This window comes from Rothia endophytica (genome assembly GCF_928381505.1).
GTDB lineage: Bacteria > Actinomycetota > Actinomycetes > Actinomycetales > Micrococcaceae > Rothia > Rothia endophytica_A.
The window spans coordinates 179,388-205,754 of the sequence record NZ_CAKMSJ010000003.1 but is presented as its reverse complement, the minus strand read 5'-3'; the positions used below and the strand labels follow the sequence as shown (position 1 = coordinate 205,754).

At 57.4% G+C, this 26,367-nt stretch carries 25 protein-coding genes; 15 read left to right on the top strand and 10 right to left on the bottom strand.

From position 1 onward, the window contains the following. Window position 1 precedes the first annotated feature (1 nt). The 4 genes from L6990_RS04875 to L6990_RS04860 form a co-directional block, all read right to left on the bottom strand. Window positions 2–421, bottom strand: a complete 420-nt coding sequence (locus tag L6990_RS04875) for a hypothetical protein (RefSeq protein WP_237202947.1) — start codon at window positions 419–421, stop codon at window positions 2–4. Beyond that, window positions 390–806, bottom strand: a complete 417-nt coding sequence (locus tag L6990_RS04870) for a hypothetical protein (RefSeq protein ID WP_237202946.1) — start codon at window positions 804–806, stop codon at window positions 390–392. Before L6990_RS04870 ends, L6990_RS04875 begins: the two co-directional genes overlap by 32 nt. Further along, complete coding sequence (locus L6990_RS04865; RefSeq protein ID WP_237202945.1) at window positions 803–1,273, bottom strand: hypothetical protein; 471 nt, start codon at window positions 1,271–1,273, stop codon at window positions 803–805. The genes L6990_RS04870 and L6990_RS04865 overlap by 4 nt, the downstream gene beginning before the upstream one ends. Window positions 1,274–1,530: 257 nt before the next feature. Continuing rightward, window positions 1,531–2,451 (bottom strand): NgoPII family restriction endonuclease, encoded by a 921-nt coding sequence (locus L6990_RS04860; RefSeq protein WP_237202944.1) that lies wholly within the window; start codon window positions 2,449–2,451, stop codon window positions 1,531–1,533. Between the two features lie 129 nt (window positions 2,452–2,580). Between L6990_RS04860 and L6990_RS04855 the strand changes: the two genes are divergently transcribed. The 5 genes from L6990_RS04855 to pheA all read left to right on the top strand — a co-directional run bounded on the left by L6990_RS04855 (window position 2,581) and on the right by pheA (window position 8,439). Further along, a complete protein-coding gene (locus L6990_RS04855) occupies window positions 2,581–3,834 on the top strand; it encodes a DNA cytosine methyltransferase (RefSeq protein ID WP_237202943.1) in 1,254 nt (417 codons plus the stop codon). 485 nt (window positions 3,835–4,319) lie between these two features. After that, window positions 4,320–5,024, top strand: a complete 705-nt coding sequence (locus tag L6990_RS04850; protein WP_237202942.1) for a DUF6318 family protein — start codon at window positions 4,320–4,322, stop codon at window positions 5,022–5,024. 215 nt (window positions 5,025–5,239) lie between these two features. Then, complete coding sequence (locus L6990_RS04845) at window positions 5,240–5,986, top strand: hypothetical protein (RefSeq protein WP_237202941.1); 747 nt, start codon at window positions 5,240–5,242, stop codon at window positions 5,984–5,986. Window positions 5,987–6,166: 180 nt separating this feature from the next. Further along, a complete protein-coding gene (locus L6990_RS04840) occupies window positions 6,167–7,387 on the top strand; it encodes a DUF805 domain-containing protein (protein WP_237202940.1) in 1,221 nt (406 codons plus the stop codon). 98 nt (window positions 7,388–7,485) lie between these two features. Then, a complete protein-coding gene (gene pheA / locus L6990_RS04835) occupies window positions 7,486–8,439 on the top strand; it encodes a prephenate dehydratase (protein WP_237202939.1) in 954 nt (317 codons plus the stop codon). 16 nt (window positions 8,440–8,455) lie between these two features. Here the strand turns inward: pheA and L6990_RS04830 are convergent, their stop codons facing one another. Then, entirely contained in the window at window positions 8,456–9,595 is a 1,140-nt protein-coding gene (locus L6990_RS04830) for a diacylglycerol/lipid kinase family protein (protein WP_237202938.1), read from the bottom strand. Between the two features lie 143 nt (window positions 9,596–9,738). On the opposite strand from L6990_RS04830, the gene serS reads away from it, so the two are divergent. From serS to L6990_RS04810, 4 genes are all read left to right on the top strand, one after another. Then, entirely contained in the window at window positions 9,739–11,043 is a 1,305-nt protein-coding gene (gene serS, locus L6990_RS04825; RefSeq protein WP_237202937.1) for a serine--tRNA ligase, read from the top strand. A 192-nt stretch (window positions 11,044–11,235) separates the two neighbouring features. Then, the gene (locus L6990_RS04820; protein ID WP_237202936.1) at window positions 11,236–12,162 is read left to right on the top strand and encodes a metal ABC transporter substrate-binding protein; all 927 of its coding nucleotides are present in this window, start codon (window positions 11,236–11,238) and stop codon (window positions 12,160–12,162) included. After that, window positions 12,146–12,931: a metal ABC transporter ATP-binding protein gene (locus L6990_RS04815; RefSeq protein ID WP_237202935.1), complete on the top strand. Its 786-nt coding sequence runs from the start codon at window positions 12,146–12,148 to the stop codon at window positions 12,929–12,931. Before L6990_RS04820 ends, L6990_RS04815 begins: the two co-directional genes overlap by 17 nt. After that, window positions 12,924–13,766: a metal ABC transporter permease gene (locus L6990_RS04810; RefSeq protein ID WP_237202934.1), complete on the top strand. Its 843-nt coding sequence runs from the start codon at window positions 12,924–12,926 to the stop codon at window positions 13,764–13,766. Before L6990_RS04815 ends, L6990_RS04810 begins: the two co-directional genes overlap by 8 nt. Here the strand turns inward: L6990_RS04810 and L6990_RS04805 are convergent. After that, the gene (locus L6990_RS04805; protein ID WP_237202933.1) at window positions 13,756–14,430 is read right to left on the bottom strand and encodes a metal-dependent transcriptional regulator; all 675 of its coding nucleotides are present in this window, start codon (window positions 14,428–14,430) and stop codon (window positions 13,756–13,758) included. The genes L6990_RS04810 and L6990_RS04805 overlap by 11 nt on opposite strands. Before the next feature lie 109 nt (window positions 14,431–14,539). Between L6990_RS04805 and L6990_RS04800 the strand changes: the two genes are divergently transcribed. The 4 genes from L6990_RS04800 (at window position 14,540) to L6990_RS04785 (ending at window position 17,330) form a co-directional block, all read left to right on the top strand. After that, complete coding sequence (locus tag L6990_RS04800) at window positions 14,540–15,400, top strand: HAD family hydrolase (protein WP_237202932.1); 861 nt, start codon at window positions 14,540–14,542, stop codon at window positions 15,398–15,400. Between the two features lie 34 nt (window positions 15,401–15,434). After that, a complete protein-coding gene (locus L6990_RS04795; protein WP_336604468.1) occupies window positions 15,435–15,959 on the top strand; it encodes an HXXEE domain-containing protein in 525 nt (174 codons plus the stop codon). A 6-nt stretch (window positions 15,960–15,965) separates the two neighbouring features. Further along, on the top strand, window positions 15,966–16,319 hold the full coding sequence (locus tag L6990_RS04790; protein ID WP_237202931.1) for a thiol-disulfide oxidoreductase DCC family protein: 354 nt from the start codon (window positions 15,966–15,968) through the stop codon (window positions 16,317–16,319). An 87-nt stretch (window positions 16,320–16,406) separates the two neighbouring features. After that, window positions 16,407–17,330, top strand: a complete 924-nt coding sequence (locus L6990_RS04785) for an AEC family transporter (RefSeq protein ID WP_237202930.1) — start codon at window positions 16,407–16,409, stop codon at window positions 17,328–17,330. 24 nt (window positions 17,331–17,354) lie between these two features. Here L6990_RS04785 and L6990_RS04780 read toward each other — a convergent pair whose 3' ends face one another. Genes L6990_RS04780 through L6990_RS04770 form a run of 3 tightly spaced genes read right to left on the bottom strand, consistent with a single transcriptional unit; the run spans window position 17,355 to window position 22,502 of the window. Beyond that, complete coding sequence (locus L6990_RS04780; RefSeq protein WP_237202929.1) at window positions 17,355–17,960, bottom strand: recombinase RecJ; 606 nt, start codon at window positions 17,958–17,960, stop codon at window positions 17,355–17,357. A gap of 42 nt (window positions 17,961–18,002) precedes the next feature. Next, window positions 18,003–18,728, bottom strand: a complete 726-nt coding sequence (locus tag L6990_RS04775; protein WP_237202928.1) for a hypothetical protein — start codon at window positions 18,726–18,728, stop codon at window positions 18,003–18,005. Window positions 18,729–18,752: 24 nt separating this feature from the next. Next, window positions 18,753–22,502, bottom strand: a complete 3,750-nt coding sequence (locus L6990_RS04770; protein ID WP_237202927.1) for an AAA domain-containing protein — start codon at window positions 22,500–22,502, stop codon at window positions 18,753–18,755. A gap of 551 nt (window positions 22,503–23,053) precedes the next feature. Here L6990_RS04770 and L6990_RS04765 point away from each other — a divergent pair. Next, window positions 23,054–24,166, top strand: coding sequence for a CAP domain-containing protein (locus L6990_RS04765; protein ID WP_237202926.1), 1,113 nt, complete (start codon window positions 23,054–23,056; stop codon window positions 24,164–24,166). Between the two features lie 65 nt (window positions 24,167–24,231). On the opposite strand, the gene L6990_RS04760 is transcribed toward L6990_RS04765, so the two are convergent. Continuing rightward, window positions 24,232–25,638, bottom strand: coding sequence for a D-alanyl-D-alanine carboxypeptidase/D-alanyl-D-alanine-endopeptidase (locus tag L6990_RS04760; protein ID WP_237202925.1), 1,407 nt, complete (start codon window positions 25,636–25,638; stop codon window positions 24,232–24,234). A 125-nt stretch (window positions 25,639–25,763) separates the two neighbouring features. Between L6990_RS04760 and L6990_RS04755 the strand changes: the two genes are divergently transcribed. Further along, window positions 25,764–26,282, top strand: a complete 519-nt coding sequence (locus tag L6990_RS04755; protein WP_237202924.1) for an inorganic diphosphatase — start codon at window positions 25,764–25,766, stop codon at window positions 26,280–26,282. Window positions 26,283–26,367 lie beyond the last annotated feature (85 nt).

Below are 26,367 nucleotides of genomic sequence, written 5' to 3'. Positions count from 1 at the left end.
ACTAACCGTGCTGCAGGCGGGGATTGTTGACGGGGATCATTCTGCGGAAGAAGAGGTAAAGAGCAGCTGCCATGACCGCCTGCTGGGTGAGGACGCCGGGAACCGTGCGGGCGAAGTGGTCGGGCAAGGGGTTGACGATGGCATAGCTGACGAAGAGGCTACCGAAGATGCCAACTAAGAGTAGACCTGCTGCGTACCAACCTGCTTTACCGTGCTGGGGGAGGTTCATGCCGACTTTGACGGTGATGAAGCCCATCATGGTGGCTAAGGCACTGATGAAGGGATAGCCGTCACCGATGAATGCCCAGACAAAGAGGCTGAACCCCAGGGCGGCAAGAAGGGCCGGGAGCCTGCCCACGCCAAAGGCAAGTGTTGCCTCTTCATCCTTTTCAACCTGTGCTGGCTGAGGTTGGCTGCTCATGATGTTCCTCCTTTGGGGATGGAGCGCTGACGGGATAGACAAAGATAAAGCAGATAAAGAACCATATAAAGAGCAGAGCGTGCTGGATTGCTGCGCCGGTGGGGGAGGTGTTGAAATCCTCGCTGGCTATGGCGTCAAAGCCATAGGAGACGGCTGCGAAGCCGGCCAGTATGATGAGGATGGCAGTAGTGGTGCCTTTTAGTGAAGCCAGGTTCCAGCGGTCTTTCTCTACGGAGTAGAGACCGGAGTAGCCAATAAACAAACCCAGGAACATCACCCAGCGCTGATCAGTAGCCACTGACCAGATGGGCAGGCTAAACCCAAAAGCTGCGACGGCTGCGTGTACGGGGTGGATTCCTCTGGTTGGACGCTTGTGGCGGCTCATGGTCGTCCTGTTGTGTGGTTTCGGGGCCGGCCGGGCACTTTAACGGCACTGGGCGCAACGAAGCGGGTGTAAATAAAAGCGATAATTGCGGATAGCGGTAGGCGCCAGTAGAGCGATTCAAGGTTGGTTTGGTCGTAGTAGAAAAGGAAGAAGAGGCAGCCTAGGAAGATGACGGTGGTGACCAGGTGGTAGCTGACTGGAAGGGAAGCGCGCGCTTTCCTACGTTTTGATGTGAATCCCAGGGCAATAACAATAATGAAGCCGGTGGCTAGGGTGATGGTGGTCCACTGGTGCCCGGGGCCGCTCAGGGTGAATGAGACGCTGAGGATCAAGAGGGTAACCCCCAGCGCATAGAAGAGGCTACGGCCGGTGGTGTCGCCGCGTTTTTCTACCCAGTGGTAGTCGTCCGGGCTGAGCACGGAACCGGAACTAGCGGGCTGTGTTTGCGGATCTACTGTATGCGCCACGGTCTCACCTCTTTGTGTCCTGAGTTACCGCAAGTTTAGCAGGGGATGGATAGTGCGTATAAAGCGTTCTCTGTATGGCATGACGCGTTGATGGAGCGATGAGGGTTATTCATAGGGCAGATGAATTAGACTAGTAGCGAAGCTGCTGGCTCGGTGGCTGGTGTGAATCGTTCTTGTGAGCGAAGCGGACCGGGGGCGAGGGCGGTAGCAAGCATGGACCTGCGGAACCCCTTATGAAGAACCCTCCTCAATTTTTACTAATCTGTATACCCAACGAAAATATATGCTTCCACTGTTTTCAGCGTATCGTTTGGGTCGGAAAGGTCCACCGCATAGCGGGTAAGACGTCCAGCATCCATAAACTTTTCTAGACTATGTGCATTATCATTTAAGTCAACCACTTCACCCAACTCCTCATAATTAGACTTGAGAATCACCGTATATATCTCAGTTGAATTTTCAGGGAATGATAAGTCAAGATCGTCCAAAACATCTTTGAAGGCAATTGCGGGGTGTTTTAGTTCGTACATGCCCCGCACGCGAAGGTTCGTGTTTTCGAGTGGATCAATGCCGTATACACGACCTAACTCTTTAGAATCAGCCATCATGTTGCCGCGCAGGTTTGATAGTGCCTCACGTATATCTTGGATTGCAGACTGGTAAATAACGTCATCAGCAATAAATGTATTTCCGTAAACTAGCCAGAGATACTTGAGTTTATTAGCAACTTCCTGTCCCTTCGGGAGGTTACCTACTGCGTATACAACTTCCTTCCTGGTCCATGGCTCCGGCTCCCGAATGCTACTCGCCGCAGGCATGTTTTGGGTTTGGGGCGTTATATACCCCTTAGGATACGAGCTGTTAAGCGAGAGGTTCGAAAAACTGGCACTCTGAATTTTTTTCGGTTCAACGCCCACCCCACCTTTGACGATAAAGTCAGGGAAGTTAGAACTATTTCCTGTCCAAGATAAATATTCTGAGTAAGCCTGCTCTTTGGCTTGTTCATTGCCGTGTTGAGCAGCTCTATTACCAGGGCTAAACATATCCTTAACGAAGTACTCCAAGCTATCCCCGGCTGCGTTGGCAGAACCGTCAGACCGAAAAATTGGTGCCAGAATAGTTGAGTTCCGATCCATAATGTTATGAAGCGCAATAATGATGTCACTTGCCGGTTGCATAGACTCCCTCTTTCTTGACCATACATACCACCAAACGCATTATCTCACACTTCCCCTGTTGGCCTTCAGTGAGCAAATTTGATAAGATATTAGAATATATGTTCGGCCTATGGGATTAGGAAACTTACGATGCTCAGTAAAGCCTCACCTACTTTTAGGTCTTCTCTGACCTATCCCCCTGAAGAAGTTCAGCAAGTTTTCGATGCCAAGATCCAGGAGGAGGAGCTTATTGTTGAAGAGAACTCAACTCCTGTTGCACATCAATTTGAGGAGTTTCTCCACTCTCGTTTGTCATATCTGAGCGGTTGTATAAATATAGCTTCACTCTTCAGTGGAGCAGGAGGGCTTGACCTAGGCGTCAAGCTTTCCGCTGCCACGGTTGAATATGGTGAAGATATTTCCTTAGCAGGTTTAGCAAACCGCGCAAAATTTGAGAAACTCTCAGGTAAAGTGCATTACGTATATTCCAATGACCTTTTTGCTTCTTCGAACGAAACCTATCTATCTAACATTGGGGGAGGAGTTGTAAAGGACTCTCGCGATATTCGTCAGGTTATATCTTTTCCAGACAGTGACCTTATACTGGGCGGTTTTCCTTGCCCAGGTTTCAGCGCTGCAGGTCCTCGTCTGTTAGATGACCCTAGGAATTTCCTCTACATCCACTATATACGTGCTCTCATGCAGTCCAAACCCTCTTTCTTTATTGCGGAGAATGTCAAAGGTCTTATGACGATGGCAGGAGGTCAGGCACTCAAACAGATTAGTGAAGATTTTGGCGCGGCTGGCTACCAGGTAAGTGCTCACCTTGTGAATTCACGTGATTACGGTGTACCCCAATTTCGCGAGCGGGTCTTCATCATTGGTGTTCGTAACGATATTGCTGAGAAATACGGTTTTCAATACGAACTCCCTGAACCTACTCACGGACCTGGTAAAGAATATCCCTGGGTTACACTAAGGGAGGCTTTCGAAGGTCTACCTGTTGGTCACGATGAGGAAGTCTTCGACACCAGCTATAGCTCGATGTACATGTCTCGCAACCGCAAGAAATCATGGGATGAGCAGTCATTCACTATCCAAGCTTCGGGTCGTCAAGCACCTCAGTGGCCAGGCGGTAAGCCTATGGTCAAGCTCGGTAAGAATGAGTGGAAGTTCCAGGGTAGCGAGAACCGCCGCATGTCTGTTAGAGAATGTGCCCGAGTTCAGACCTTCCCCGACTGGTATGAGTTTTCTGATGGTGGCAAGCTTCATACTACTAAGAACAACCGCTTGAATGAGCAGTACAAGCAGATTGGTAATGCGGTCCCTGTGTTGTTGGCTGAAAAAATTAGTCGACCTATCATTCGATTCTTTCTTGAACACAAAGAAATACTGAAGAATTAACGGATAGGTGGTTGAAAGCTCAGACTGATATGTACTGGCTTTAGGTCTGTGGTGCTTCCCAAAATTTAGACCACCACACAACTCTATAAACCATGCCGGAACTCCGAGGGTTATTCATAAGGGGTCCCGCAGGCCCGCGCTTGCTGCCACCCTCTCGCCTGGTTGACTCCGCTCACAAGGCGATTCACGCCAGCCGCCGAGCCAGCAGCTTGGCTGTGAGCCTGCTTCACCTACCCTTATGAATAAAGCTCTCCAACGGTGGCACCCTTTATCAGGCTGCGCGTGGACGCCAGGCACAGTTTTCGAATAGAGACGCAGGGGACATAGATATCTCAAGTGGCAAGCGAAAATGCGTAATAACCGGTCACAAAGGGGGCGCATAGGGCTGGTGGTTGGCGCGGGCTTGCCTTGGCACAAGTCCAGTGGTAGAAAAATGAAACAAGCATTGACTCACGTCACAGCACGATTCTTTTGGAGCTACCCTCATGCATGCACTTCGCTACTTGACTCAAACCCTTACTCTGGCTGCCCTTGGTGCCCTGGTCTTGAGTGGCTGTGGGGAGAAGTCGACGGGGAGTATTCCGGAGCCTAGCGATAGTTCTTCATCTGCTGTTTCTTCGGCTTCTAATGCCGCCGGTGGTGGTTCTTCAGGGGGTGCTACAGCTGAGGCAACTGAGCACTTTTCTGGTGGGTCTAAGGCGCCTGAGGGGGAGTATCGGGCTGCTGATGAGCAGGGCCCTGCTCAGAATGTGCCTCGTCCGGTTGAGCCTGAGGGGATGAATGTTGAGTCTGACGAAGGGCTTGAGAAGTTTTTGGGTTACTGGGCTGAATCGGTCAATTATGGAACACAAACTGGCGACTTTACTTATGCGCTTCCTCTAGTCAGCGAAGCTCATGAGGCAGATATTGAGTATTTCGCTTGGACTGAAAATCTATATAGTCACGGAGGTTGGAAGGCAGGAGGTCTCCGATCCGTAGTTTTGGGTGATGGATTATTTGTTAACCAAGGTAATGGTACCTACACCTGGGGCGGAAATCTCATTGTCCAGGATAGCTACACCTACCATGATGGCGAAATGAGTTTTGTAGATAACTCTGCCAGTGAAACTGAAGGAATATACTTCGAAGTTGAATATAAAGACAACAAGTGGGTAATGAATGGGATTGAACTAGTCGGAGCTGATCAATGAAACGCTTCTTCCCGTTTGTCTCTGCCATGGTGTTGGCGTTGACCCTTTCTTCCGGCACTGATGCATATGCCAATAACTCATGCACGAAATTTGGGGGAAATGCTGATCGGGATCGGCTAAACATGATTTGTAGTGGGGCTCCGCCGAGCTTTGATACACAGCCAGGCGAAAGGGGTAGGAAAGGTAATGGTGGGGGTGGTGCCGTTACTCAGCCCGTGCCCCCTCAGTTAGAGGCGCAGCCAACTGCCATTGCGCCTGTTAAAAGAACCTCTGCCCCGAACGTCCCCTGCAGTAGCCCCGACGCCTCCAGAAACCTCGTCCTCTCCCCACCAGACGCCCCGGGAGTACGCACCGACCAACGAACCGGTCAAACCTACCTCTGCACCCCCAAAACACCAGAAGGCCAAGACCCAGCCCCTGTTGAATACACCCTGCCAGACGGCGAGGTCATCGAGGCGCCAGCCCCTATCGTTGTTACAGCAGAGGACTTCCAAAACCTAGGTATTTTGCCTTCTGCTGCTCATCAGGAGCGTGCCCCGCATACCTTGAAGAATTACAACACTAATTTCTGGGCTAGTCCGCAGGAGCAGACTTTTGATATTGAGATGGGTGGGGTGCCGGTGCAGGTGCGTGCCACCCCGGTTTCTTATCGTTTTGACTATGGTGATGGGGAGTCGCTAAGTACGGTTAATGCGGGTTATCAGTTGGGTGAAGAGGTGTGGGATGAGCCTACTCCTACTAGTCATAAGTATGTGCAGCCGGGTGATTTTACTTATTCGGTGACTACTTTTTATCGGGGTGAGTTTAGTGTTGCTGGTGGTCCTTGGCAGGTGATTGATGGGACGGGTGTGGCTGTGAGTGAGGGTCAGTTGGTGCGGGTGTGGCGGACGCAGGTGGGTTTGGTGGCTGGTGATTGTTCGGTTGATGGGGGTGCTTGGGGTTGTCCCGGTGCTGACCGTTAGCCAGCTGGCGTAACTGTCTCTTTCAGGCTGTAACTACAGGGGAGCTTTCTGCTACCCCACCTTCAGCGTGCTCGCTCGCCCCGGCGTCCTGAGCAGAAAGCCCAATAAAACACCCTTGTCATGTCACATTTCCAGTGGTAGCAATAGCTATTACAAGCAGAAACGAACAAGGGAGAAACCATGTCAGCCCCAGAAGTCGCACCCGTGCGTAGACGCATCTCGCGGCGCGATACCCACCACCCGCAAGACCCACACCCCCGCCCCGCCGCAAGTCTGGCCCATGCCTGGGGCAACTTCTTCACCTACCTCACAACCTTCCGCGGCAGAGCATCACGCAGTGAAGCCTGGGCAGTAGGCAGCCTGGTCTTGCTCTGTCTGCCAGTCCTCCTGGTGCTACAGTTCTTCCTCGACCGTCTCACCGCCGGTTACCGCTACCACGGCCAAACTTTCAGCCTCGTTGGCCTTGGCATTATTCTGATCTACTTCGGCGTCCAAATCCTGGTGCACCTACTTCTCCCCGCGCTCCTCGCTTCACTGGCTGCTCGGCGCCTGCGCGACGTTGGGTTCACTCCTCAGCTGGCATGGCTACTCCTCGCAGCGCCCCTGGGACTACTGCTGCAATGGCTGGGCTTCTGGACTACCGGCACACTTCTTCCTGTCTTACCTATCCTTGCGCTGATGGGGCTCACGCTCCTGCCGTCGGCACCGATGACCGCCGAAACAACACCGGGTGAACCTTTCGCGCCAAACCATCGCCAGCTAGCCGCCGGCCACCCGGTCAATGGTTCACACACGGCGCCGCCCCCTGTATCCCAGCACCCCACTGACGGTCTGCCCCGCCCCCGTGTTGGCCTCGGCACCGCCCTGAGCAACCTCTTTTCATACATGACCCTCTACAAGGGCAAAGCCTCGCGCAGCGAATACTGGTGGGTCTTTGCCTTCTGGGCCGCTACCACCGCCTTGGTATGCGCTACCATCTTCCTCTTCATGCTGTGGATAGCTCCAGAGACAGGGCAACCCGGTGACAAAATGCACGGCTTTGGGGAAGTCATGATGGGCCTGGCGGGCATTATCTTAGCGTGGGTGGCATCCATGCTGAGCTACATCATTGGAATCAGTCTGAGCCTCGGGCTTCAACTGCGACGCCTGCGCGATGCCGGTTTCTCGCCCTGGTGGGCGCTCTGCTTCGTAGGGATTCTGCTGGATGTCCTCATGCTCCCTGTCACTAGCATGATGGGGATTGGTCCTATCCTGGGATTCTGGTGGCTGGGCTTCATACCGCTGCTACTTTGCCTCACACCTTCACGTGACCGGTCAGGCCACCCCTCCCAGCAATCACCCTTGCCAGCGCAACCTGCCACGGCCTACTACCAGCAGGCCCAGAACACCTCTCAGCGATAAAATTTTTTTGGTGCACCGTGCCGCCGTCCCTCTCACCTGCCGGACGCTGCCCCGCACCCACTAGGTTAGGGCCAAGGGGCGCACTAGACTGGTTAACCATGCGTTACACCTACCTAGGCCCCAGCGGCACCTTCACCGAAGCAGCCCTGCTGACCGTACCCGGCGCACTGGATGCTGCCCGTGTGCCCGCTACCAGCGTCCCTGATGCACTGGAGCGACTACGCAACGGGGACGCAGACGCCGCCATGGTGCCCATCGAGAACTCGGTGGAAGGTGGGGTGACTGCAACCCTGGATGCTATCGCTGCAGGGGGTGCTGACCTACGAATTATCCGTGAGGTTTTGGTACCCATCACCTTCGTGTTGGTAGCCCGCCCCGGTGTGAGCCTTGAAGATATTAGAACCGTTTCAACCCACACCCACGCCTGGGCGCAGGTGCGTGCCTGGACGGCAGCTAACCTGCCGGGCGTGGATTACGTGCCGGGATCGTCCACAGCCGCTGCTGCACTGGGGCTGTTGCACGAGAACCCCGGCTACCAGGCCGCTGTCTGCTCGCCTACGGTAGCTCAGCAACACCCTGAACTTGAGGTACTGGCACACAATATCGGTGATAACAAGAACGCGGTCACCCGCTTTGTGCTGGTTGCCCGCAACAAACCTGCGCCTGCTCCCACAGGAGCTGACAAAACCACCCTGGTGATTCCGCTGCCGCAAGATCGCCCCGGCGCTTTGCTTGACCTGCTCGAACAGTTCTCTACTCGCGGGATCAACCTCTCCCGCATTGAATCGCGCCCCACCGGCGAGTTCTTGGGCTCCTACTTTTTCTCCATCGATATTGATGGGCACCTGTATGATGCTCGTGTGCGGGACGCCCTGCGCGGCATCCACCGGGTCTCACCGGGGGTGCAGTATTTGGGCTCTTACCCCCGCGCTGATCAGCGTGTCACCGCTGTGGAAACCCTCCACTGCGAGGATGCCTTTGACGCCGCCCGCGATTGGGTTGAGGCCCTCTTTGTAGGTGGCCGCCCTGAGGGCCTCAAGCACAATATCTAAGGTTCAATGGGTGCCGTTAGAGCCGCAATAGCCTCTGCCACCAGCGCACCTGTTGTTCCACCAGGTCTTCGCGCGCTTCGACCAAGTCAGAGAGGGTGCGGATCTCAAGCTCTTCGGGGTAAACATTAACGTTAACGGCGCCGGGAACCACCGTGGCTGTCATCGAGTCAACTTCGCCCAGCACATCTCCGTCCACCTCGACGGGTAGGGGGTGGCGGGGGAAGTCTACTGTCACGCTTGTGCCCACGAAGTGCTCTACGACGGGGAAGCGGGTATGGGGGCGGCGGGTGATGTACTGCCCAGCTAGGCGTAGCCAGCTGACCACGTTACGCGGGGTCAGCACAATGACCTCAAGATGCCCGTCTGAGGCTTCAGCAACCGAGGCCAGATTCAGACCACCCTGGATCTTGCCGCAGTTGGCAATCAGGACGGTGCGGATTTTACGGGTAAAGGGGGCTCCGCCGTCCACAGAAATCAGTGCGGGGCGGCGGCGGGTAAAGACATGTTTGAAGCTGGCACCTACGTAGGCTAACCAGCCGATTTTTGCCTTTAAATCCTCGCGGGTGTCGGTCATAATTTGGGCGTCGAATCCCGCGCCACCCATGACAAGGTAGTCGATGGGGTCGAGCTCCTTACCGTGCCCGGTTAGTTCGAGATGAATCATATCGATGGCCTGGCTGGTGCCGTGCAGAGCTACGTTAATGCAGCCGTTGAGGTCAGAGATATCAAGCTCAAGGTTACGTGCCAGCAGATTGCCGGTGCCCAGGGGCACCAGACCCAACCGGGCGTCCGTACCAGCTAGCCCGTTGGCTACGGCGCGCACGGTGCCATCGCCGCCCACAGCAATCACGATGTCGGCGCCGTCTTTGACCGCTTGCTGAGCGAGGCCTGTGCCGGGATCCTCAAGGGTGGTTTCATAGAAGAAAGCGCGCGGCCAATTAGCGAAACCCAGCTCGGCGGTAATCATGCGTACCGCTGCCTCCGCCCGGGTTTTAGTGGGGTTATATATCACCGCTACCTGCCGCGGTTCACCCGGTTCAATCATGCGGTGGAGGGGGCGGTAGACCGGGAAGAGATCCGGGCGGGCCAGTCTTGCCCAGCGTATCAAGAGAGCGGACGCCGCGGCGGCCACCCCAGCACCAGTTACTGAAGCCACAAGAATTGTTGAACGGGAAACCATATGTTCAGCATACTGAAAAGATGTTACTTGTGGAGTGCAGTACGCTACGGGCGTCTTCTTGACGGCGCTCGCCCCGTTTAAAACCAGCGCTACCCTAAAACTGCGGTAAATTTAAGAGCATGATCGACATTAACCTCCTCCGCGAAAACCCCGACGTCTTCCGCGCCTCCCAGCGTGCCCGTGGCGCCGATGAAGCCCTCATCGACCAGATTCTGGAAGCTGACACCACTCGCCGCCAGAAAATCTCTGAATTTGAGGCCCTGCGTGCCGAGCAGAACGTCTTCTCAAAGAAGATTGGCAAGGCAGATAAAGAAGAGAAGCAGGCACTGCTGGCTGAGGTAAAGGAGCTTTCACAGAAGGTTTCAGAGGCTAAGGCAGCTAGCGAAGCAGCCCAGGAACGCCAGGAAACCCTGGTGAGCTCAGTGGCTAACCTGATTATTGACGGCATCCCTGCCGGCGGTGAAGATGACTACACCGTCGTCAAGACTGTAGGTGAGCCCCGCAACTTCAAAACGGAAGGCTTCGAACCCCGTGACCACCTAGAAATCGGTGAACTGGTGGACGGTATCGATATGGCGCGCGGCGCAAAGGTATCAGGTTCTCGCTTCTACTTCCTCAAAGGCCATGTAGCCCGCCTGGAGCAGGCTCTGATGTGGATGGCACTTGATCAGGCAACCGCCAACGGTTTCACCATGATGACCACCCCCACCCTGGTGCGCCCCGAAACCATGAACGGCACCGGCTTCAACGTGGAGCACGACGATGAGATTTACCGCCTAGAGCGCGATGACCTCTACCTGGTGGGTACCTCTGAGGTGGCGCTCGCTGGCTACCACGCCGATGAAATTCTTGACTTTAAGAACGGCCCCCTCAAGTACCTGGGCTGGTCCTCCTGCTACCGCCGTGAAGCTGGCTCAGCTGGCAAGGACACCCGCGGTATCATTCGTGTGCACCAGTTCAACAAGGCAGAGATGTTTGTCTACTGCCCCGTTGAAGAGGCGGAAGAGATGCACACCAAGATGCTGGCCTGGGAAGAGGAAATGCTGGCTAAGTGCGAGCTATCCTACCGCGTCATCGACACCGCCGCCGGCGACCTGGGCTCATCCGCTGCCCGCAAGTTTGACTGCGAAGCATGGGTTCCCACCCAGGGCGCTTTCCGCGAGCTGACCTCGACCTCCAACTGCACCACCTACCAGGCACGCCGCCTGAACGTACGTGAGCGCCAGGCTGACACCGTGACTGCTGAGGGTAAGAGCAAGAAGGGTGGCACCCGCTCGGTGGCCACGCTCAACGGCACCCTGGCAACCACCCGCTGGCTGGTTGCGATTCTCGAGACTCATCAGCAGGCAGACGGCTCAGTGCGCATCCCCGAGGCACTTCGCCCCTACATGGGTGGCCTAGAGGTCATCCCGGTAGCATCCTAAAGGGTAGCTGAATAGTAGTAGCGCGGCGTCCTTTCATCACCGTATGAAGGGGCGCCGCGCTATTTTCTGCCCCGAAATTTGAAAGTTCGTTGAGGCGAACTTATGATGGAGGCACACAGGCATGAAGACTTAACCGGCTGCAAGGACGCACCCCGCAAGGCCCTGCCTAACCCCCGAAGGGACAAAATGCCCATGACTCATTGGTGGCAAACGCTCATTTCAGCGCGTACTTTTCTCATAACCTGCCTAGTAGCGATCACCGGGCTAGCGACTGCCTGCTCCACCGTTGAACCTGCCGATAGCGGCAAACCCACCGTGCTAGCTACCTTCACCGTCCTAGCCGATATCGCCCAAAACGTGGCGGGCGAGCACCTAGAGGTGCAGTCTTTAACCAAGCCAGGGGTTGAAATTCACGACTATGACCCGGTGCCATCTGACGTGAGAAAGGCAGCAGATGCTGACCTCATTCTCGCCAATGGCTTGCATCTGGAGGCCTGGTTAGAGCAGTTTTTGCAGGACGCCGATGCGAACAGTGTGACGGCCTCTGAAGGTGTTCAGACTATCGGCATCGCAGAAGGCGGCTCAGCTGATAAGCCCAACCCCCATGCCTGGATGAGCCCGCTAGCTGCCCAAATGTATGTGGACAATATTGCCGCTGCTTTTGCCGAGCTTGACCCCCAACACGCTGCTGACTTCGAAGCGAATGCCAGCGCCTACAAGCAGGAGCTGCAGGCCGTACATGACCGGCTGGTCACTGACCTGGGTGCCCTGCCGCAGAACCAACGCGCCTTAGTGACCTGCGAGGGCGCCTTCTCCTACCTGGCAGCGGATGCGGGGCTAACCGAGAAGTACCTCTGGGCAGTGAACAGCGATGGTAATCCCTCAGCCGGCCGAGTGGCCGAGGTAGCAACCTTTGTAAAGGAGCAACAGGTGCCTGCTGTCTTCTGCGAGACCACCGTGCCCGCAGATACCATGAGGCAGGTTGCCGCTGAATCTGGTGCTACCTACGCCGGTGAGCTCTATGTTGACTCCCTATCGCAGGAGGGCGGAGACGTGCCTACCTACTTGGATTTAATACGCCATGATGCGGAGGTGATTGCTCGTGCGCTCGGCCAGTAAGTTTCCTGCGCCCAGTAGTAGCGGCGCGCAGCCTACCGAGCCCCTGCTCGATGCTCAGGGTTTGACCGTGAACTACGGCGAGGTGCAGGCCCTCCAGCATGCCTCACTGAGCGTCCAGCCCGGTGAAATCTGCGGGTTGGTGGGCATGAACGGCTCCGGTAAATCCACTCTCTTTAAAGCGATCATGGGAGTCACCCCGGCTGAGGGGCAGGTGCTCATTGACGGTCAAACACCCGCACAGGCTCGCAAGCTGGGCCTGGTTAGTTACGTGCCCCAGAGTGAGGACATCGACTTCACCTTCCCGGTGTCAGTGCGAGATGTGGTCTCGATGGGGCGATACGGGCGCCTGGGCCCCACCCGCCGCTTACGGTCAGCAGACCGGTCAGCAGTTGATGAAGCACTAGAACGGGTTGATCTTCTTGACCTTGCCCACCGGCAAATCGGCAACCTGTCTGGTGGCCAACGGAAACGTGCCTTTGTAGCCCGCGGTTTAGCCCAGGGCGCCCGCCTGCTCCTGCTGGATGAGCCCTTTGCCGGAGTCGATAAACGCAGTGAAACCATGCTGATGAGCCTGCTGCGTCAACTTCGGGACGCTGGGGCGGGCGTCCTGATTTCTACACATGACCTAGCCAATTTAGCCGAATTAGCTGATACCGCTGTGCTGTTGCGCAATGAGGTGCTACTCAGCGGGGAGCCAAGCGCCGTGCTGGCTCCCGAGAATTTAGTACGCGCTTTTGGCATGAACCCCCTGGGAGGCGCCCATGACTGAACTCTTATTTGACCCTCTGGCCTACGGCTTTATGCAGCGCGGTTTTCTCGTCACGGTACTAGCGGCTCTGGTCTGCGCCCTGCTCTCTTGCTGGTTGGTTCTCATGGGCTGGTCCCTGATGGGTGACGCTATCTCCCACGCGGTGCTTCCCGGAGTGGTGATCGCTTACATGACCGGGGTGCCCTTCGCCGTGGGGGCAGTCGTCGCTGGGCTGGTAGCCGTAGGGCTGATTGGGGCGGTGCGCTCTAAGGGGCGCATCCGTGAGGACGCCGCCATCGGCATTGTCTTTACCGTCATGTTTGCGCTGGGGCTAGTGCTGATTTCAGTAACCCCCTCCCAAACTGACCTGCACAGTATCCTCTTCGGTAACGTGCTGGGAGTTGCTTGGTTTGATGTGGTTCAACTGGCCGTCCTGGGCATCCTGGTGGCTGGAGCCCTGCTCTTTAAACGGCGGGATTTAACTCTCTATGCCTTCGACCCAGGCTATGCTCACGCTATTGGCCTTCGCCCCCGTTTTTTAGCTGGGCTGCTACTGGTCTGCCTGGCGCTGACCTCGGTGCTGGCCCTGCAAATCGTGGGAGTGGTGCTAGTGGTCGCCCTGTTAGTCATTCCCGGGTCGACCGCCCGCCTGCTGACTGACCGCTTTGCTCCCATGCTGGCCATCTCTGCCTGTGTTTCAGTGCTGGGTTCTCTGGTAGGGCTCTACGCTAGCTTCCACCTGGATGTTTCAGCCGGTGGTGCCGTGGTACTGGCTCTGGGCGCTATTTTCGCCTGCGCCTACCTCTTTGCCCCGCACCACGGCCTGCTGCGCCCGCGCAGAAAAGTTAGGGGATAACCGTTGCCACAAAGACAGCGGCGGCGCCCTGAGGGGAGAGCGCAAAGGTGACCCCACTCCTAGTAGACAGAGCGAGGTGACCGCCTGGGTCCCGGGAAAGCACGGTCAGCTCCGTTCCCGGGCCCACCTCTTGCTCGCTGAGGAAGCGTAGCAGGGCGGGGTCATCGTCCGAAATGCGTTCAACCACCAGTTGCTGGCCCTCACTAGCCTGCTGCAAAGTGAGCCCGGCTAGTTTATCTATCTCACCCGAGACCGAAGGGATAGGGTCGCCGTGGGGGTCACGGGTGGGGTTCCCCAGTACAGCGTCGATGCGCTCAATCATCAGATCAGAGACAGCGTGTTCCAGCACCTCGGCTTCATCATGCACCTGATCCCAGGTGTAGCCCAGGGTTTGCACCAGAAAGGTTTCAATGAGGCGGTGGCGGCGAATCACCTGCAGGGCTGCTGCCTGGCCCTCTTGGGTTAGCTCAATCGCTCCATAGGGCTGGTGCTCCACCAACCCGGCAGCTACCAGCCGCTTCACGGCGTCCGATACAGACGATAGCCGCAACCCGGCACGCGCGGCAATCACTGAGGTGGTGGCGGGGGCGTCAGCGTGCTCGGTGATGCTCCAGATAATTTTGAGGTAATTCTGGGTGCTATCAGAAAGATGATCAAGGCGCATAGGTAACAGTCTAGAGCAGGGCGCCTCACCCCTGCCCGCCCCACAGTTTTCACCCCCTGTTCGCCTGGGAGTAAGGTGTAGGCTAGAGCCAGATGCAAGACTGAAAGGCGTGATTGCTGCAATGAAAGACTTAGAAGTAAACCCGCCCCGACGCTCTAACTGGCAGAAGGAAGACGGGGTCAAATACCTGGTGGCCATCGACATCGATGGTACCCTGGTCAACCACGATGGCGCTATGAGTGAGGCCGTCAAAGAAGCCGCCCAGGCTGTAGTGGCTGCTGGCCACCACGTGGTTATTTCCACCGGACGTTCCATGGGCGCCACCTTGCCCATCGTGAATATGGTGGGCATGACCCGAGGGTACGCGATTAGCTCCAATGGCGGGGTAACCCTTGAAATTGACCCCGCAGCTCAGGACGGTCACCGCATCCTGGACCGGGTCTGCTTTGACCCCTCCCACGCCATCACCATGATCAAAAAACGTTTGCCTGAAGCCTCTCTGGCTCTTGAAGCACCCGATGGCACCGTCTACGCCACCGAAAACTTTGAAGACTGGTCCTTTGGCGCTAACACCGTGAAAAGAACCCGCACCGAGATGGCTGCTATGGACTCAGCCGTGCGTGTGGTGGTGTCATCCCCAACCCAAACCCCCGATGACTTCAAGCGAGCTATCTACGATGTGGGTCTGCACGGGGTCAACTACGCGGTGGGCTGGAGCGCCTGGCTTGATATTGCCGCTCACGGTGTTTCGAAGGCATCAGCCCTCGAACAGATTCGCCGCCGCTTGAGCGTTGACCCCCGCCACACCGTTGCGGTGGGCGATGGCTACAACGACAAAGAAATGATTCACTGGGCTGCCCGTGGCGTCGCTATGGGCCAAGCACCGGCTGAAATCGCTGCGCTCGCCACTGACGTCACCGGCAGTGTCTACGAGGACGGCATCGTGCCGATTCTGCGCGAACTGCTCTAGATGCCCTTACTCGCTGACTTTACTGAGTGATGGGATGTACCAAAAGATGAAAGTAAGAATCCTATCTTCAGCACCAGCCCTGGTAGGGATTTTCAGCCTGCACAATGCTGAGGAAATAGGTTATATGCAAGACCACCTGCCGGTCTCGCCGCAGTTACTTGCCAGAGTGGGGTTAATGCCAGAAGACTATGCTCCCCGGAATATGGCAGTAGGCACTGGGCTGATTACCCTAACGTCTGCCGGCATCCTGTGCGCTCCGTTCCGCAACCGCGCTGTAGGAATAGCCCAGGTGGGGGCTGCAGGGGCATTGGCGGTGAATGCTCTAGCGCATGTGGGGCGGGCATTGAGAGAGAAACGTTATAACCCCGGGCTGGCTACTGCACTGGTCATGCTCTTTAGCTCTCTCAACTATATTTCCCGTATCCGTAGAGAGCTGGGCATGACCAGAATGACTGTAGGCTGGACGACCCTCGGGGCAGGAGTTCTGAGTTTTCCCATCATCATAGGTTATCTACGGCTCGCACGTTGGGTGATAGGCGCTAGGGCCTGGGGAAAGTAGAGCCTCATGACCGAGATCGGCACCTTGTTCTATGACCCGGACTGCGGGATCTGCCAGCGTGCCGCCAAGATACTGGCGCACGCTGGGCTTACCGCGCGCGTGGTTCCCGGTGAGGTAGAAACCCTGCTGGACGCCGGGGTGCACCTGGAACGATTCATGCGGCAGATACCCTTTCGCACCGAGCAGGGGCAGGTTGCCTACGGTGCGCTCGCCATTGGCTTAGCCCTGCGCACCAGCCGCTATGCCCCCGTGCGGGCTACCGGCGTCCTGCTCACCCATCCGCTGGTTCGCCCCACTGCTGAGCGTGCCTACCGTCTGGTGGCAGAAAACCGCTCCAGCACCTGCACCCTCAAGCCCTGAGAGCTAGCACCGTCATAAAGGGTCACCCTTGCAACCGGTCACCGATCACCTTGCTAGCCTAGAGAGGCAGAGTAAGGAGGGCGCCGCGTGGTTGGAGTTTTAGAGGGTTTCACGATTATTGCCGTGGTAGTCGGGGTCGGCTACCTGGTGGCCCGCCTGGACATACTGCCCCCTAACTCGGGTCTGGCACTCAATAAGTTCGCCTTCTTTGTGGCGCTACCGCCGCTCATGTTCGTCACCATGGCGCACGCTGATTTGCACGTTATCTTCTCTGCCCGGCTACCCATCGCTGTGCTCAGCTTCAGTGTCGTTGCCCTGCTCTACGCACTGATTGCACGGTTTTTGCTGAAGAAGGGTGCCGGGAGAGTAACCGTGGGGGCTGCCTCCTCGGGCTACATCAACGCTAATAATATGGGTTTACCAGTGGCAACTTACATCGTGGGGGACGCCGCGCAGGTTGCACCCATCCTGCTCTTTCAGCTGCTCATTGCCGCGCCGGTTGTGCTAACCATCCTTGATACCGTTTCAACCGGTCGCCGCCCCTCGCTCACCACGGTGATGAGCCAGCCGGTCAAGAATCCGCTGATTATCGGGTCGGCACTCGGTCTGCTGGTCAATGTCGCTGGGCTCACCCCGCCAGATATCGTGCTTGAACCCCTGCGAATTCTAGGTGGTGCCGGTGTGCCCCTTATTCTAGCCGCTTTTGGCATGTCCCTGCGCGGCTCGCGTCTGCTCGATACCCCCGGGCAAAAGCTTGAAACTATTCTGGCCGCCAGTATCAAGAACGTGCTGATGCCCCTGCTCGCCTACCTCTTGGCCCAGTTTGTTTTCGGGCTTGATGCGCAGGAAGTCTTCGCAGCCGCCGTGCTAGCAGCGCTACCCAGCGCACAGAACATGTATAACTTCGCGGTGCGCTACAACGTGGCGGTCGGTCTTTCCCGCGACATCGTGCTGCTCTCCACCATCGGGGCGGTGCCCGTCATCCTGGTGATTTCGCTACTGCTTGCCTAGCGGCAGCAGCTACAGGCCGGTTGGTTAGGCGGCGTCCAACTGCTCCATGAGATGTTCTACCAGGGGGCGGGTGGCTAGTTCTTCGTGCCAGAGGGAACGCACTAGCGTCTTGCTGACTGCCTGCGAGGTGATACCCAGAGCCTGCGCTACCGCTTTTTGCTGGCCGCGCACCCCTGGAATCAGCAGGTCAAGGACGCGCCACTCGGCGTCGGTGCGGGCGGCAGCAACTCGGTAGAGCAGGCGAAGCAGGCCGGTGACCTGCTCAGCCTTCTCTCGGTCCTGGGCGTTCAGGCAGATACCGCGCGGAGGGGCGCCGGTCTGCGCCAATTCCACCGCAGCGCGTGAAGCGTTGAGGGCAGCACCTTCACAGTCGGTGGTCGCTACCGCCCCCAGAGCTGCAGCAAAACGGGGCAGCGTGAGAGCGCCGACGCCGAGACCTACCCAAAATTCACCGTGACGGGCACCTAGAAGGGCGGCCGCCAGGGCGTCCTGGGCGGTATCGAAAGCGCCCTGCAATTCATCATGGTAGGTCTGTGCAAAACCTACGGTGGGCTCTAGCTGCTCCAAGCGCTGAGCTAGCGCGGACACATCGGAGCTGGCTGATCGGGCGATAAAGGTTAGAACAAACACGGTTTCCAGTATGCCCTAATCAGCCGGACTGTGCGCGGGTAGCTAACCCTCGTCCCAGAAAAGGGTCTCGGTATCAACGCCAATCAAGAAGAGCTCTTCTTCTAGGGGTTGGCGGCATTCAAGAGGTAGGGCAATGCTGCTACAAGACAGGTCGTAGCCTAGGTAGACACTCATCTGGTCAAAGCCGGTGCGTAGTTTGGCTAGGGAACGGCAGAGATCAACCACACCTGCTAAATCAACATCTGACCCAAAGACCCAGAAGGAGTCGGGGCTGGTCAGCTGAAAGAGCCCCACTGGCTGACCGCCGCCGTCCCGGCCGCGCACCCGAACCCAGCCGGCGGCGTCGATAGCGCCTTCTGAAGGGGCAATCGGGTCAAAGACCCAGGCGCGGGCCTTTTCTAGCCAGCTGGGTAACTGCGGCATGTAGAGGGTCTCTTCACCCTCTGACCAGGGGGTGGACGCGAAGGTGCGGGCGTACATGGCAGACCAGAATTCTTCTTGAGAACAGCTCACCCCCACGCTGTTGAGCAGGGCAGGATCACTGGGCGCACCAAACTGCTCCAACCCGGGGCTAAAGTTCTCGGGGTTCTGCATTGACAAGTCGGCTAGGTAGGCCTGGTCCCAGAAGGTGGGCCGGGTGGTGTAGCTCTGCTCGGTGAGCCGGTCGTTGATACGCCGCAAAAAGTCAGGCTCACCAAGCGCCACGGTCTGCCCATCAAAATGAAAAATGTAGGGTGATCGTGATCGATGGGTGGGGGTTAGTGCCATGCTCTCTCCTTGTAACGTACCGGTCTAATTATGCTCTCTTGCAGGGCGCTTGGGTAGCGCCGCAAAGCTCGGTAGGGGCAGCGCCGAACGGGTGAGTGTGATGAAGCCACCCAGAAGACTCAGCGCCTCCGGTGAGACGGGCAGAAAGTGGGTGAAACTAGTGGACTTGATGATGACCGCCGCCCACATTCCGCGTGAAAGGGCAACGTTCAGTCGGTTGGACGACAGCAGAAAGTCGGTGCCGCGCGGGGAGTCCCCGGCGCTGGAAGCCGCCATAGAAACCAACACCACCGGCGCCTCCTGGCCCTGGAACTTATCGACCGTGCCCACTCGCACCCCGCCGTCCTCATCAGCTAAGCCTGCCTCTAGGAGGGCTTCGCGAATAGTCTCAACCTGGGCGTTGTAGGCTGCCACCACAATGATGTCCTCGGGCTCCAGGGGTCTGGTGCTCTCGGGGTCATGGAGGGCGGGCGTCCATTGATGCCCCAAGAAACTGCGTGCCAGGCGCACTACCTCCGCTGCTTCTTCGGCTGAGAAGGTGCTGTTGCCGCTGTGCTCCACTTCGCTCACATAAACCCCCGGTTGCCAGGTCTCGAGGTGACGCTCGGCCCCGGCTGGTGCTGAACTGAGCTTGCCTTCGTAGGACAGCGCAGAGACCGGGGCGCAGAGCGCCGGGTGCATGCGCCAGCTAACATCCAAAAAGTAGCCAAACGTCTCGGGGAGCACCGTGCGCCCGTCAGAAAGCCAGCCCAATGCTGACTCGTCTACCGGGTAGGGATGGGTACCTTGGGTGACCTGGGGTAGCTGGGCAGGGTCACCCAGCAACAAGAGGTTCTTAGCTGACCGGGCTACCGCCAGCGTGTTGGCCAGGGAATACTGGCCTGCCTCATCGATCACCAGTAAATCTAACGACTCTGCGCGGAACTTGCGATCTGACGCGAAATCCCAGGCAGTGCCGCCAAAGATTCGCCCACCTGCGCCGTCCATGAAGTGTTGAACTTCAGGGTTGCGCACCTCCTGCCAGGGGAAGTCCGGGGTCTGGCTCTTACCCAGCCCCTTAGCTACCTGATCGGGGTCAACCCCGCCATTTTTGATGCAACCCAGCAGCATGTTCTCAACCACCGCGTGGCTCTGGGCCACAATGCCCACTTTCCAGCCCTCAGCTACGAGCCGCCCAATCACATGGGAGCCCACAAAGGTCTTGCCAGAACCGGGAGGGCCCTGAACCGCTACGAAAGAACGGTCAAGATCAGCCACCGCCGAGTAAATCGCCTGAGCCGTCGCCATACTGCCGTGGGTCTGTGCGAAATCAACCGGACGCGGCAGCTGGCCACCGGTTTTCAGCCGCGGGGACGCCCGCAGGAGCAGATCGGTTCCGGCAGTTTGGGGCAAGTTAGGCAGGGATTGCGCGGTGGCACTGGCCAGCTCTAAGAGAGAATCTTCCTGAGCCTTTGTGGGGATAGGGGTGGAGAGAGTCAGCGCCAGGGGTAGCGCCCGGTAATGCTCAGGCTGCCCCTCCCCAAAGCCCTTGAGGCTCTCACGCACCCTAATCCGCACCAGAGCGTCCTCACCTTCAACTTCTTCCAGGTCGAGTATCTCGCTGTTAAAGGCACCAGCCCGCTCAGCCGGTGCTGGCAGGACGCCCTCGTGCAGCGCCGCGTATTCCAGTGCCTGCTGGTGGGTTTGCTGCTGCAAAAACTCGGGCAGAGGGCGTGAGTACATGGCAAAAAGGTTCTTATCGCCCACCTTGACCGAAGACCCCGGCGCCAGGCGTGCAGTGCCTGCCAGAACCCGCGAGAGACTGCGGGCACCGGCAGGTTTGTGCCAGTCCTCCTGCACAGCAACTCGCTCAAAAATGAGGACGTCCCGGGTCTCTTCCCAGTCATCGACCGGAGCGGTCAACCGGTCAAAGTGGTCCCACCAAAACTGGCGGCGCTCCCGGCGGTGGTAACCGGTGGCAGAAGCAACCATAGCCACTGCTTCCTTCTGACCAGCAAGGGCACCGGCCACATCAACGCCCGCTACGAAGCGTTGCAGGGTGCGCTCCACCTGAGTTTCCTGCTCGTCCTTACCGGACTGCACGAGCAACTCGCTGACGTCAACCAGGGGAGCGGGCTGCCTGGCCTCGCCCCGGGCGTCACGCCCCGCTAACTCCAAAAGCCAGTTGCGCAGGCCCAGCAGAGAAACTCCGTCAAACTGCACATCGGTTTCCAGGGCAGAGGTAATGGCAGCAACCCTCTGGCTATCACCGGCGGCGCGGGCAGTACCTAAATCTGTGTAGGCACCTTCAGGAATCTCAAAAGCCCGGCTCTGCCCCTGCATATAGAGGGGTTCTATACCTGCTAGGGAAGCCGTGCCAGCAGAGACCCGTAAGGATCGACGCAGCACTTCAGACAGGTCCACCAGAATGTTATGCCGCAGTAGCTCTGCAATATAGTCCTCGCCCAGGCTGTGCTGGGCCGCTAGCTGACGTAGAGCGTTCTTGGTTTGTGCACCGAAGTGGTAGATGTGCAAGCCGGGGTAGTCGGTGCGCCTTTGGTGCACGGCATTGAGAAAGGAGAGAAGAAGCTGTTTTTCCTCTGCCCGGCTGTGTGCCCAGACCGGGGTGAAGCTGGGTGCCTGGCCCGGCTCCGAATAGGAGGTGAGGCCCAGTAGGTAGCTTAGCCCCCAGGAGTGTTGCCCATTGGGGCGGCTTTCATCACGCCAGAGGCCGTCGCCCCTTAAGCTGAGAAAAATATCTTCCGAGCTAGCCCACGGCAGCTGCCCCAGTGAATGCTTGGGGAGCAGCTTGTAGCTCACGCTCTGCTGCTGGCCTCCGCTCTCAAAGGCGGCCGAAGCGTCCGGTTGCGCCAGCCCCGTTTGCAGAGCTGCCTGCTCGGCAAACTTGCGAGCAGCGCCGCTTAAACCAGGCTGACCCGCCAACTGTGCCAGTTCCTCTATACGGCGCACTCCGTGCCGCTCTATCAGGAGATTGCGGGAGCGCGCCGTCATGCCCTGGGTGAGCATAATATCGCTGTGCTCCTGCACCTGCAGCAGGCATTCATCACAGACGCCGCAGCGGCTGATTTTGCCGTAGTCAGGGTCTGAATGCCACTGCACTGGCTCGCGCCCACTCTGGCAGTGGAGGCTCAACAGCAACCTCAAACGCTCCCGCTTCTCTTCAAAAACAGGGGTAATGGTGCCCAGATTGTGGAGAGATTCAACCCCGTTGCCCAGAATGAGCGAAGCATGACGGTCTACCTCAAGGCCTGCCTGGGATAGCTGATCAGCGTAGGCAGCCAGCTGCAAAAGGGCAGTGACGCGGGCGGTGCGGGCCAGCTTGGAATCAACCACCCGATACGTACCATTTGCTTGCTTCACTAGAAAGTCTGCGCGACCGTGAAATTCACCGTCAAAAAAGGAAGCTTGGAAGACTACATCTGCGCCTGCCCTGAGCGTAGCTAGAGATTCGTCGTGTTTATCTTTGAGAGCCTCAGGGGTATAGGTGGCTGTCGGTTCTACCTCGTAGACACCCCGCTCACCGTCCCAGGTGCCGTAGGTAGAGACTAAATCGGCGAGAACCCTGGCCTCGTGTGCTTCACCCAGGGCGGCAGCGCGGGCCCTGCTTTCGTTGATCACCGGCTCATCGCGGGGCACCCGACCCAGTTTTTGATCCACCATGTGCAGAACAGAGAACTCACACTGGGCAGACTTCACCAGGTCAGAGGCAGAAAAAACCGGACGCAGGGGTGTGCCACCGGTGGTAGTTGAAGGTTCTGCTGCGGTAAAGAACATGGGTGCTCCTTGGTATCTTTCTCTAAGGCTAGCAAGGGTGGCTGACAGTTTAGAGCCGCCCGTAGGGGCGTGATTTCACCGGTAGAGAGACCCGGAGAGCCGTTGTTTAGTAAGTATTTAAAGACATCAAGGGTTGGTTATGAGATGGCTTATAACCATATTCTTATTAGAAAATAATGCGAAAGTATGTTCGACCATTTTCTATTTTTAATAGAAGGTTAATTAATTTCTGTTAGCCGTTTTGCCCGATTTCTTGTCGAATTTTTAATGACAGGTTCTGTGTTTTGACGGCGCCACGCCGGTGAAAAAGGGAAATTTGATACCCTCCCCCGGTGTTGTTGATTCCACATTAAAGCAAGCGTTGTCTTGGGTGTACATTGATAACCTGTGCCCATCTTCATTTATAAATTTGCCCCCAAAAGTGTTGTTTTGCGATAAATATGTCACGAAATGATAAAAATTAGGTCACGATTCTATAAAGTTGTCTTCAGTTATTTCACATTGCACACACACCACATCGCATCCTTAGGGTGCAACGAATCGGAGCCATCGTGAACAATCTTCTTGAAGCTGCGCGGCCTACACGCCGTCAGGTTGCTGCTCTTACTCTCTCTGGCCTGGCAGTAGCTGGCGCAGTTACCGCTGCTACCGCAGCCCCCTCTGACATGCGCAGCGTTTCAGCTGCTCAGCGCGCAGCAGACCAGCAGAGGTTGCTTGACCTCATCAACGCTTTCAGGGCTCAGAACGGGCTGAGGGCAGTGCGTCACTCCGCCACCGTAGCTACCGTGATGCAGGCAGAGGCTGAACGCCAGGTGCGAGCCGGCTACTTCTCCCACGGAACTGAATTTATCTATAACCCCAAGGTGCAGGGTTACAGCTTCGTGCGCGAAGTTATCGCCCTTTCTTATAACGATGACCTGAATGTGCTGCTTAACTTCTGGAAGGGCTCACCCGCCCACCGCGCCGCCGTACTGGCTCCCCAGGCAAACGTTATGGGCATTGGTCTTGCCTACGGTCACGGCACTTCGCTGCCCTGGCGCGTGCTGGGCAATGTGGGTATCTACGAGTACCAGGCTGGACGCGGCCCCAATGATTACGTTTCGAACATTACCGCCAATCTGGGTGCCCAGTCCGGTGACTCTAGAGAAGTTCCGGCCTTCACTCTCACTGGAGCGATCGGGAACCACTACTATGCTCGCGGCGGCGCCAACTTCTTTGGCCAGCCTACCGGTAACGAATTTGGTTCCATCAATGGCGGCGCTATCCAGAACTTCTCCAATAGCCGTACAATCTATTGGACTCCTCAGCAGGGAGCCCATACTGTCTACTGGTCAGGTGCTATCGGCGGACGCTTTGCCGGTGCTCGCTTTGAGCACGGTTGGGGCTACCCCATGAACTCTGAATATAATTTCTGGGGCAGCGTGCGCCAGGACTTCGTCAAGAACGGACGCATCACTTCTGTTTATTGGACCCCCTCAACAGGGGCTAGAGCCATTCAGGAAACCGGGGCAATTTCAGCTCGCTGGTACGCGATGGGTGGCCCTAGCGCACTGGGCTTCCCCACCACAGACGAAACTATGGGGAGCGATGGGGTAATCCGCGTTAGCTTTTCTAGCGGCACCACTATTAACTGGACTGCTACCCGAGGCACCTGGGTGAGCTAACAGCCTTTACTACAAGGCCCCGCACCTTATCTGTTGGTAGATAAGGTGCGGGGCTCTTTGTTGTTCTAGCGGTTGGTCAGGGTTGCTGAAAAACGGTCGATCACGTTCTTGGCGGCTTCGGCGTCCTCTAAATCATTCATGACGACCGAGAAGATGAGCACTCGCCCGCCGTCAGTGACGGTGTAGCCGGTCAGCGATAGCACGCTGTTGAGCGTGCCGGTTTTGGCGCGTACCAGGCCTCGGGCTTCTACTTCTTCTGGGCTGTTAAACCGTGTGGGCAGCCCCAGGGTGCCGCTGTAGCCAGCCACCGGTAGACCAGCTAGGGCAAGGCGTTCGGTGTCTGTGCCGGTGACGGCGCGTTGCGCCAGATCGGTGAGCAACTCATTGCTGACCTTATTGTTGAGAGACAGACCGCTGATATCGGTCTGCTGGTAGTCAGTGGGCAGACCCTGCTCGCCCAGGACGGCGCGAATCTGGGCAAGAGCATCACTCTGGGAACCATCCCCACCCCGCGCAACCGACAGGTTACGCCCCAGCACCTCTGCCAGGGAATTATCGGACTGCTGCATCATCAGCGCGCTTTGCTGGGCGGCGGTGGCAGATTCCACGGCAGCCAGCTCGGTGGCACCTTCACCGCTGGGGCCCTCTGCCCCTGTGGTGAAGCTTAGCCCGGCGTCCGCGCCCAGTTGGTTAAGGGTACTCACTAGCTGTTCGTGCACCTGCCCGGGAGCGTCCTGGGGGCGGGATATGCTGGCTTCACTGCCGCTGGAGTCGGGGGAGTAGTGGGAGAAGAAGGCTAGGGGGGTTACCTCCGTCATGAAGCCCGAGTCGATGTCTTCCTGCGCCCAGTCCGGGTTGAGGGCAGGCCCGGCAAAGATAGAGGTATCCAGATTGACGGCTAATTCGCCGGTGATGCCCTGGCTCTTGAGGGCGTCCACGGTTTTCTGCGCTAGCGTGGTGATGCCTGCGTGGCCCATGACCGCATCGGGGTCAGATTCGCCGGGTACCAGTAGGGTGTCGCCGCCTGCTACCAAAGTGAGGGTTTGGGGGTCAGCCAGCTCTACGGACGTTTTAAAACGAGCCTGTGGTGCGGTGGCCAGCAGGGCGTAGTCCACCAGCATTTTCATGTTGGACGCCGGCAGGCGGCCGGTACTGGCGTCGCGGCTGTAGAGCACCTGCCCGGTCGCGGCGTCCACTATCTGAGCGGAAGCTGTGCCCTGACCCAGCGAGTCAAGCACAGCGTTGGCGTCTGCGGTGAGTGCGGCGGCATCCACCGGGGTGCCTTCGCCTGCACTCTCTACCTGCTGAACTTGCGCTGAGGACGCCGGTGCAACGGCTGCTGCTTCAAGACGTTGGGTTTCAGACCAGGTAGGCACAGCCCAGATGCCCGCACCGATGCAACCTGCGGCTAGCAGGGCGGTGGCAGCCCACCAGCCCGCAGTTTTTTTGCGGGTAGTAACAGACTCAGACACGCCAACCTCCAAAAACGACTACCACCACAATAACCCGCCTGAGCGGCATAGCCTTGCCTTGTCCGCTAGACTAGACCCGATACACTCGTGCACTCGCGCACATACTTCAACCTAGGAGGTTCCTCTTGGAGCTCGACGTCACCATCGAAATCAACCGCGGCTCACGCGTCAAGTACGAAATCGACCACGAAACCGGCCGCCTGCGCCTGGACCGTGTTCTCTTCACCTCCATGCAGTACCCCACCGCCTACGGCTACTTTGAAGACACCCTGGGTGAAGACGGTGACCCCCTGGACGCCATGGTCATTCTTGATGTTGACGTTGTTCCCGGTGTGCTCGTAGAGTCACGCCCCGTTGGTGTCTTCCGCATGACCGACGAGGCTGGCGGCGATGACAAGGTTCTCTGCGTTCCCACCGACAAGCGCTACGACCACATTCAGACCATCGACGATGTGTTCGAGCAGCTCAAGAACGAAATCAAGCACTTCTTTGAGCGCTACAAGGACCTGGAGCCCGGCAAGTGGGTTAAGGGCGAAGGCTGGGAAGACCGCGAATTCGCGGAGAAGCTGGTTGAAGAAGCTAAGGTTCGCTTCGCCGAATCCCACTACGACTCAGCTGCTGAAGCAGAAGCTGACGAGAACTAAGCAGTTTTCTATCACCGGTGAGTGATAGTGGTGCAGTCCCGCTACCGAATGGTAGTGGGACTGACCCTTTTAAGGGGCAGACGGT

Bases quoted from the DNA above. Each gene is read 5' to 3' on its own strand.
- L6990_RS04875 (WP_237202947.1), bottom strand. From the start codon at position 421: ATGAGCAGCCAACCTCAGCCAGCACAGGTTGAAAAGGATGAAGAGGCA.
- L6990_RS04775 (WP_237202928.1), bottom strand. From the start codon at position 18,728: ATGGCACTAACCCCCACCCATCGATCACGATCACCCTACATTTTTCAT.
- L6990_RS04795 (WP_336604468.1), top strand. From the start codon at position 15,435: ATGTACCAAAAGATGAAAGTAAGAATCCTATCTTCAGCACCAGCCCTG.
- serS (WP_237202937.1), top strand. From the start codon at position 9,739: ATGATCGACATTAACCTCCTCCGCGAAAACCCCGACGTCTTCCGCGCC.
- L6990_RS04820 (WP_237202936.1), top strand. From the start codon at position 11,236: ATGACTCATTGGTGGCAAACGCTCATTTCAGCGCGTACTTTTCTCATA.
- L6990_RS04870 (WP_237202946.1), bottom strand. From the start codon at position 806: ATGAGCCGCCACAAGCGTCCAACCAGAGGAATCCACCCCGTACACGCA.
- L6990_RS04810 (WP_237202934.1), top strand. From the start codon at position 12,924: ATGACTGAACTCTTATTTGACCCTCTGGCCTACGGCTTTATGCAGCGC.
- L6990_RS04860 (WP_237202944.1), bottom strand. From the start codon at position 2,451: ATGCAACCGGCAAGTGACATCATTATTGCGCTTCATAACATTATGGAT.
- pheA (WP_237202939.1), top strand. From the start codon at position 7,486: ATGCGTTACACCTACCTAGGCCCCAGCGGCACCTTCACCGAAGCAGCC.
- L6990_RS04770 (WP_237202927.1), bottom strand. From the start codon at position 22,502: ATGTTCTTTACCGCAGCAGAACCTTCAACTACCACCGGTGGCACACCC.
- L6990_RS04790 (WP_237202931.1), top strand. From the start codon at position 15,966: ATGACCGAGATCGGCACCTTGTTCTATGACCCGGACTGCGGGATCTGC.
- L6990_RS04805 (WP_237202933.1), bottom strand. From the start codon at position 14,430: ATGCGCCTTGATCATCTTTCTGATAGCACCCAGAATTACCTCAAAATT.
- L6990_RS04855 (WP_237202943.1), top strand. From the start codon at position 2,581: ATGCTCAGTAAAGCCTCACCTACTTTTAGGTCTTCTCTGACCTATCCC.
- L6990_RS04840 (WP_237202940.1), top strand. From the start codon at position 6,167: ATGTCAGCCCCAGAAGTCGCACCCGTGCGTAGACGCATCTCGCGGCGC.
- L6990_RS04850 (WP_237202942.1), top strand. From the start codon at position 4,320: ATGCATGCACTTCGCTACTTGACTCAAACCCTTACTCTGGCTGCCCTT.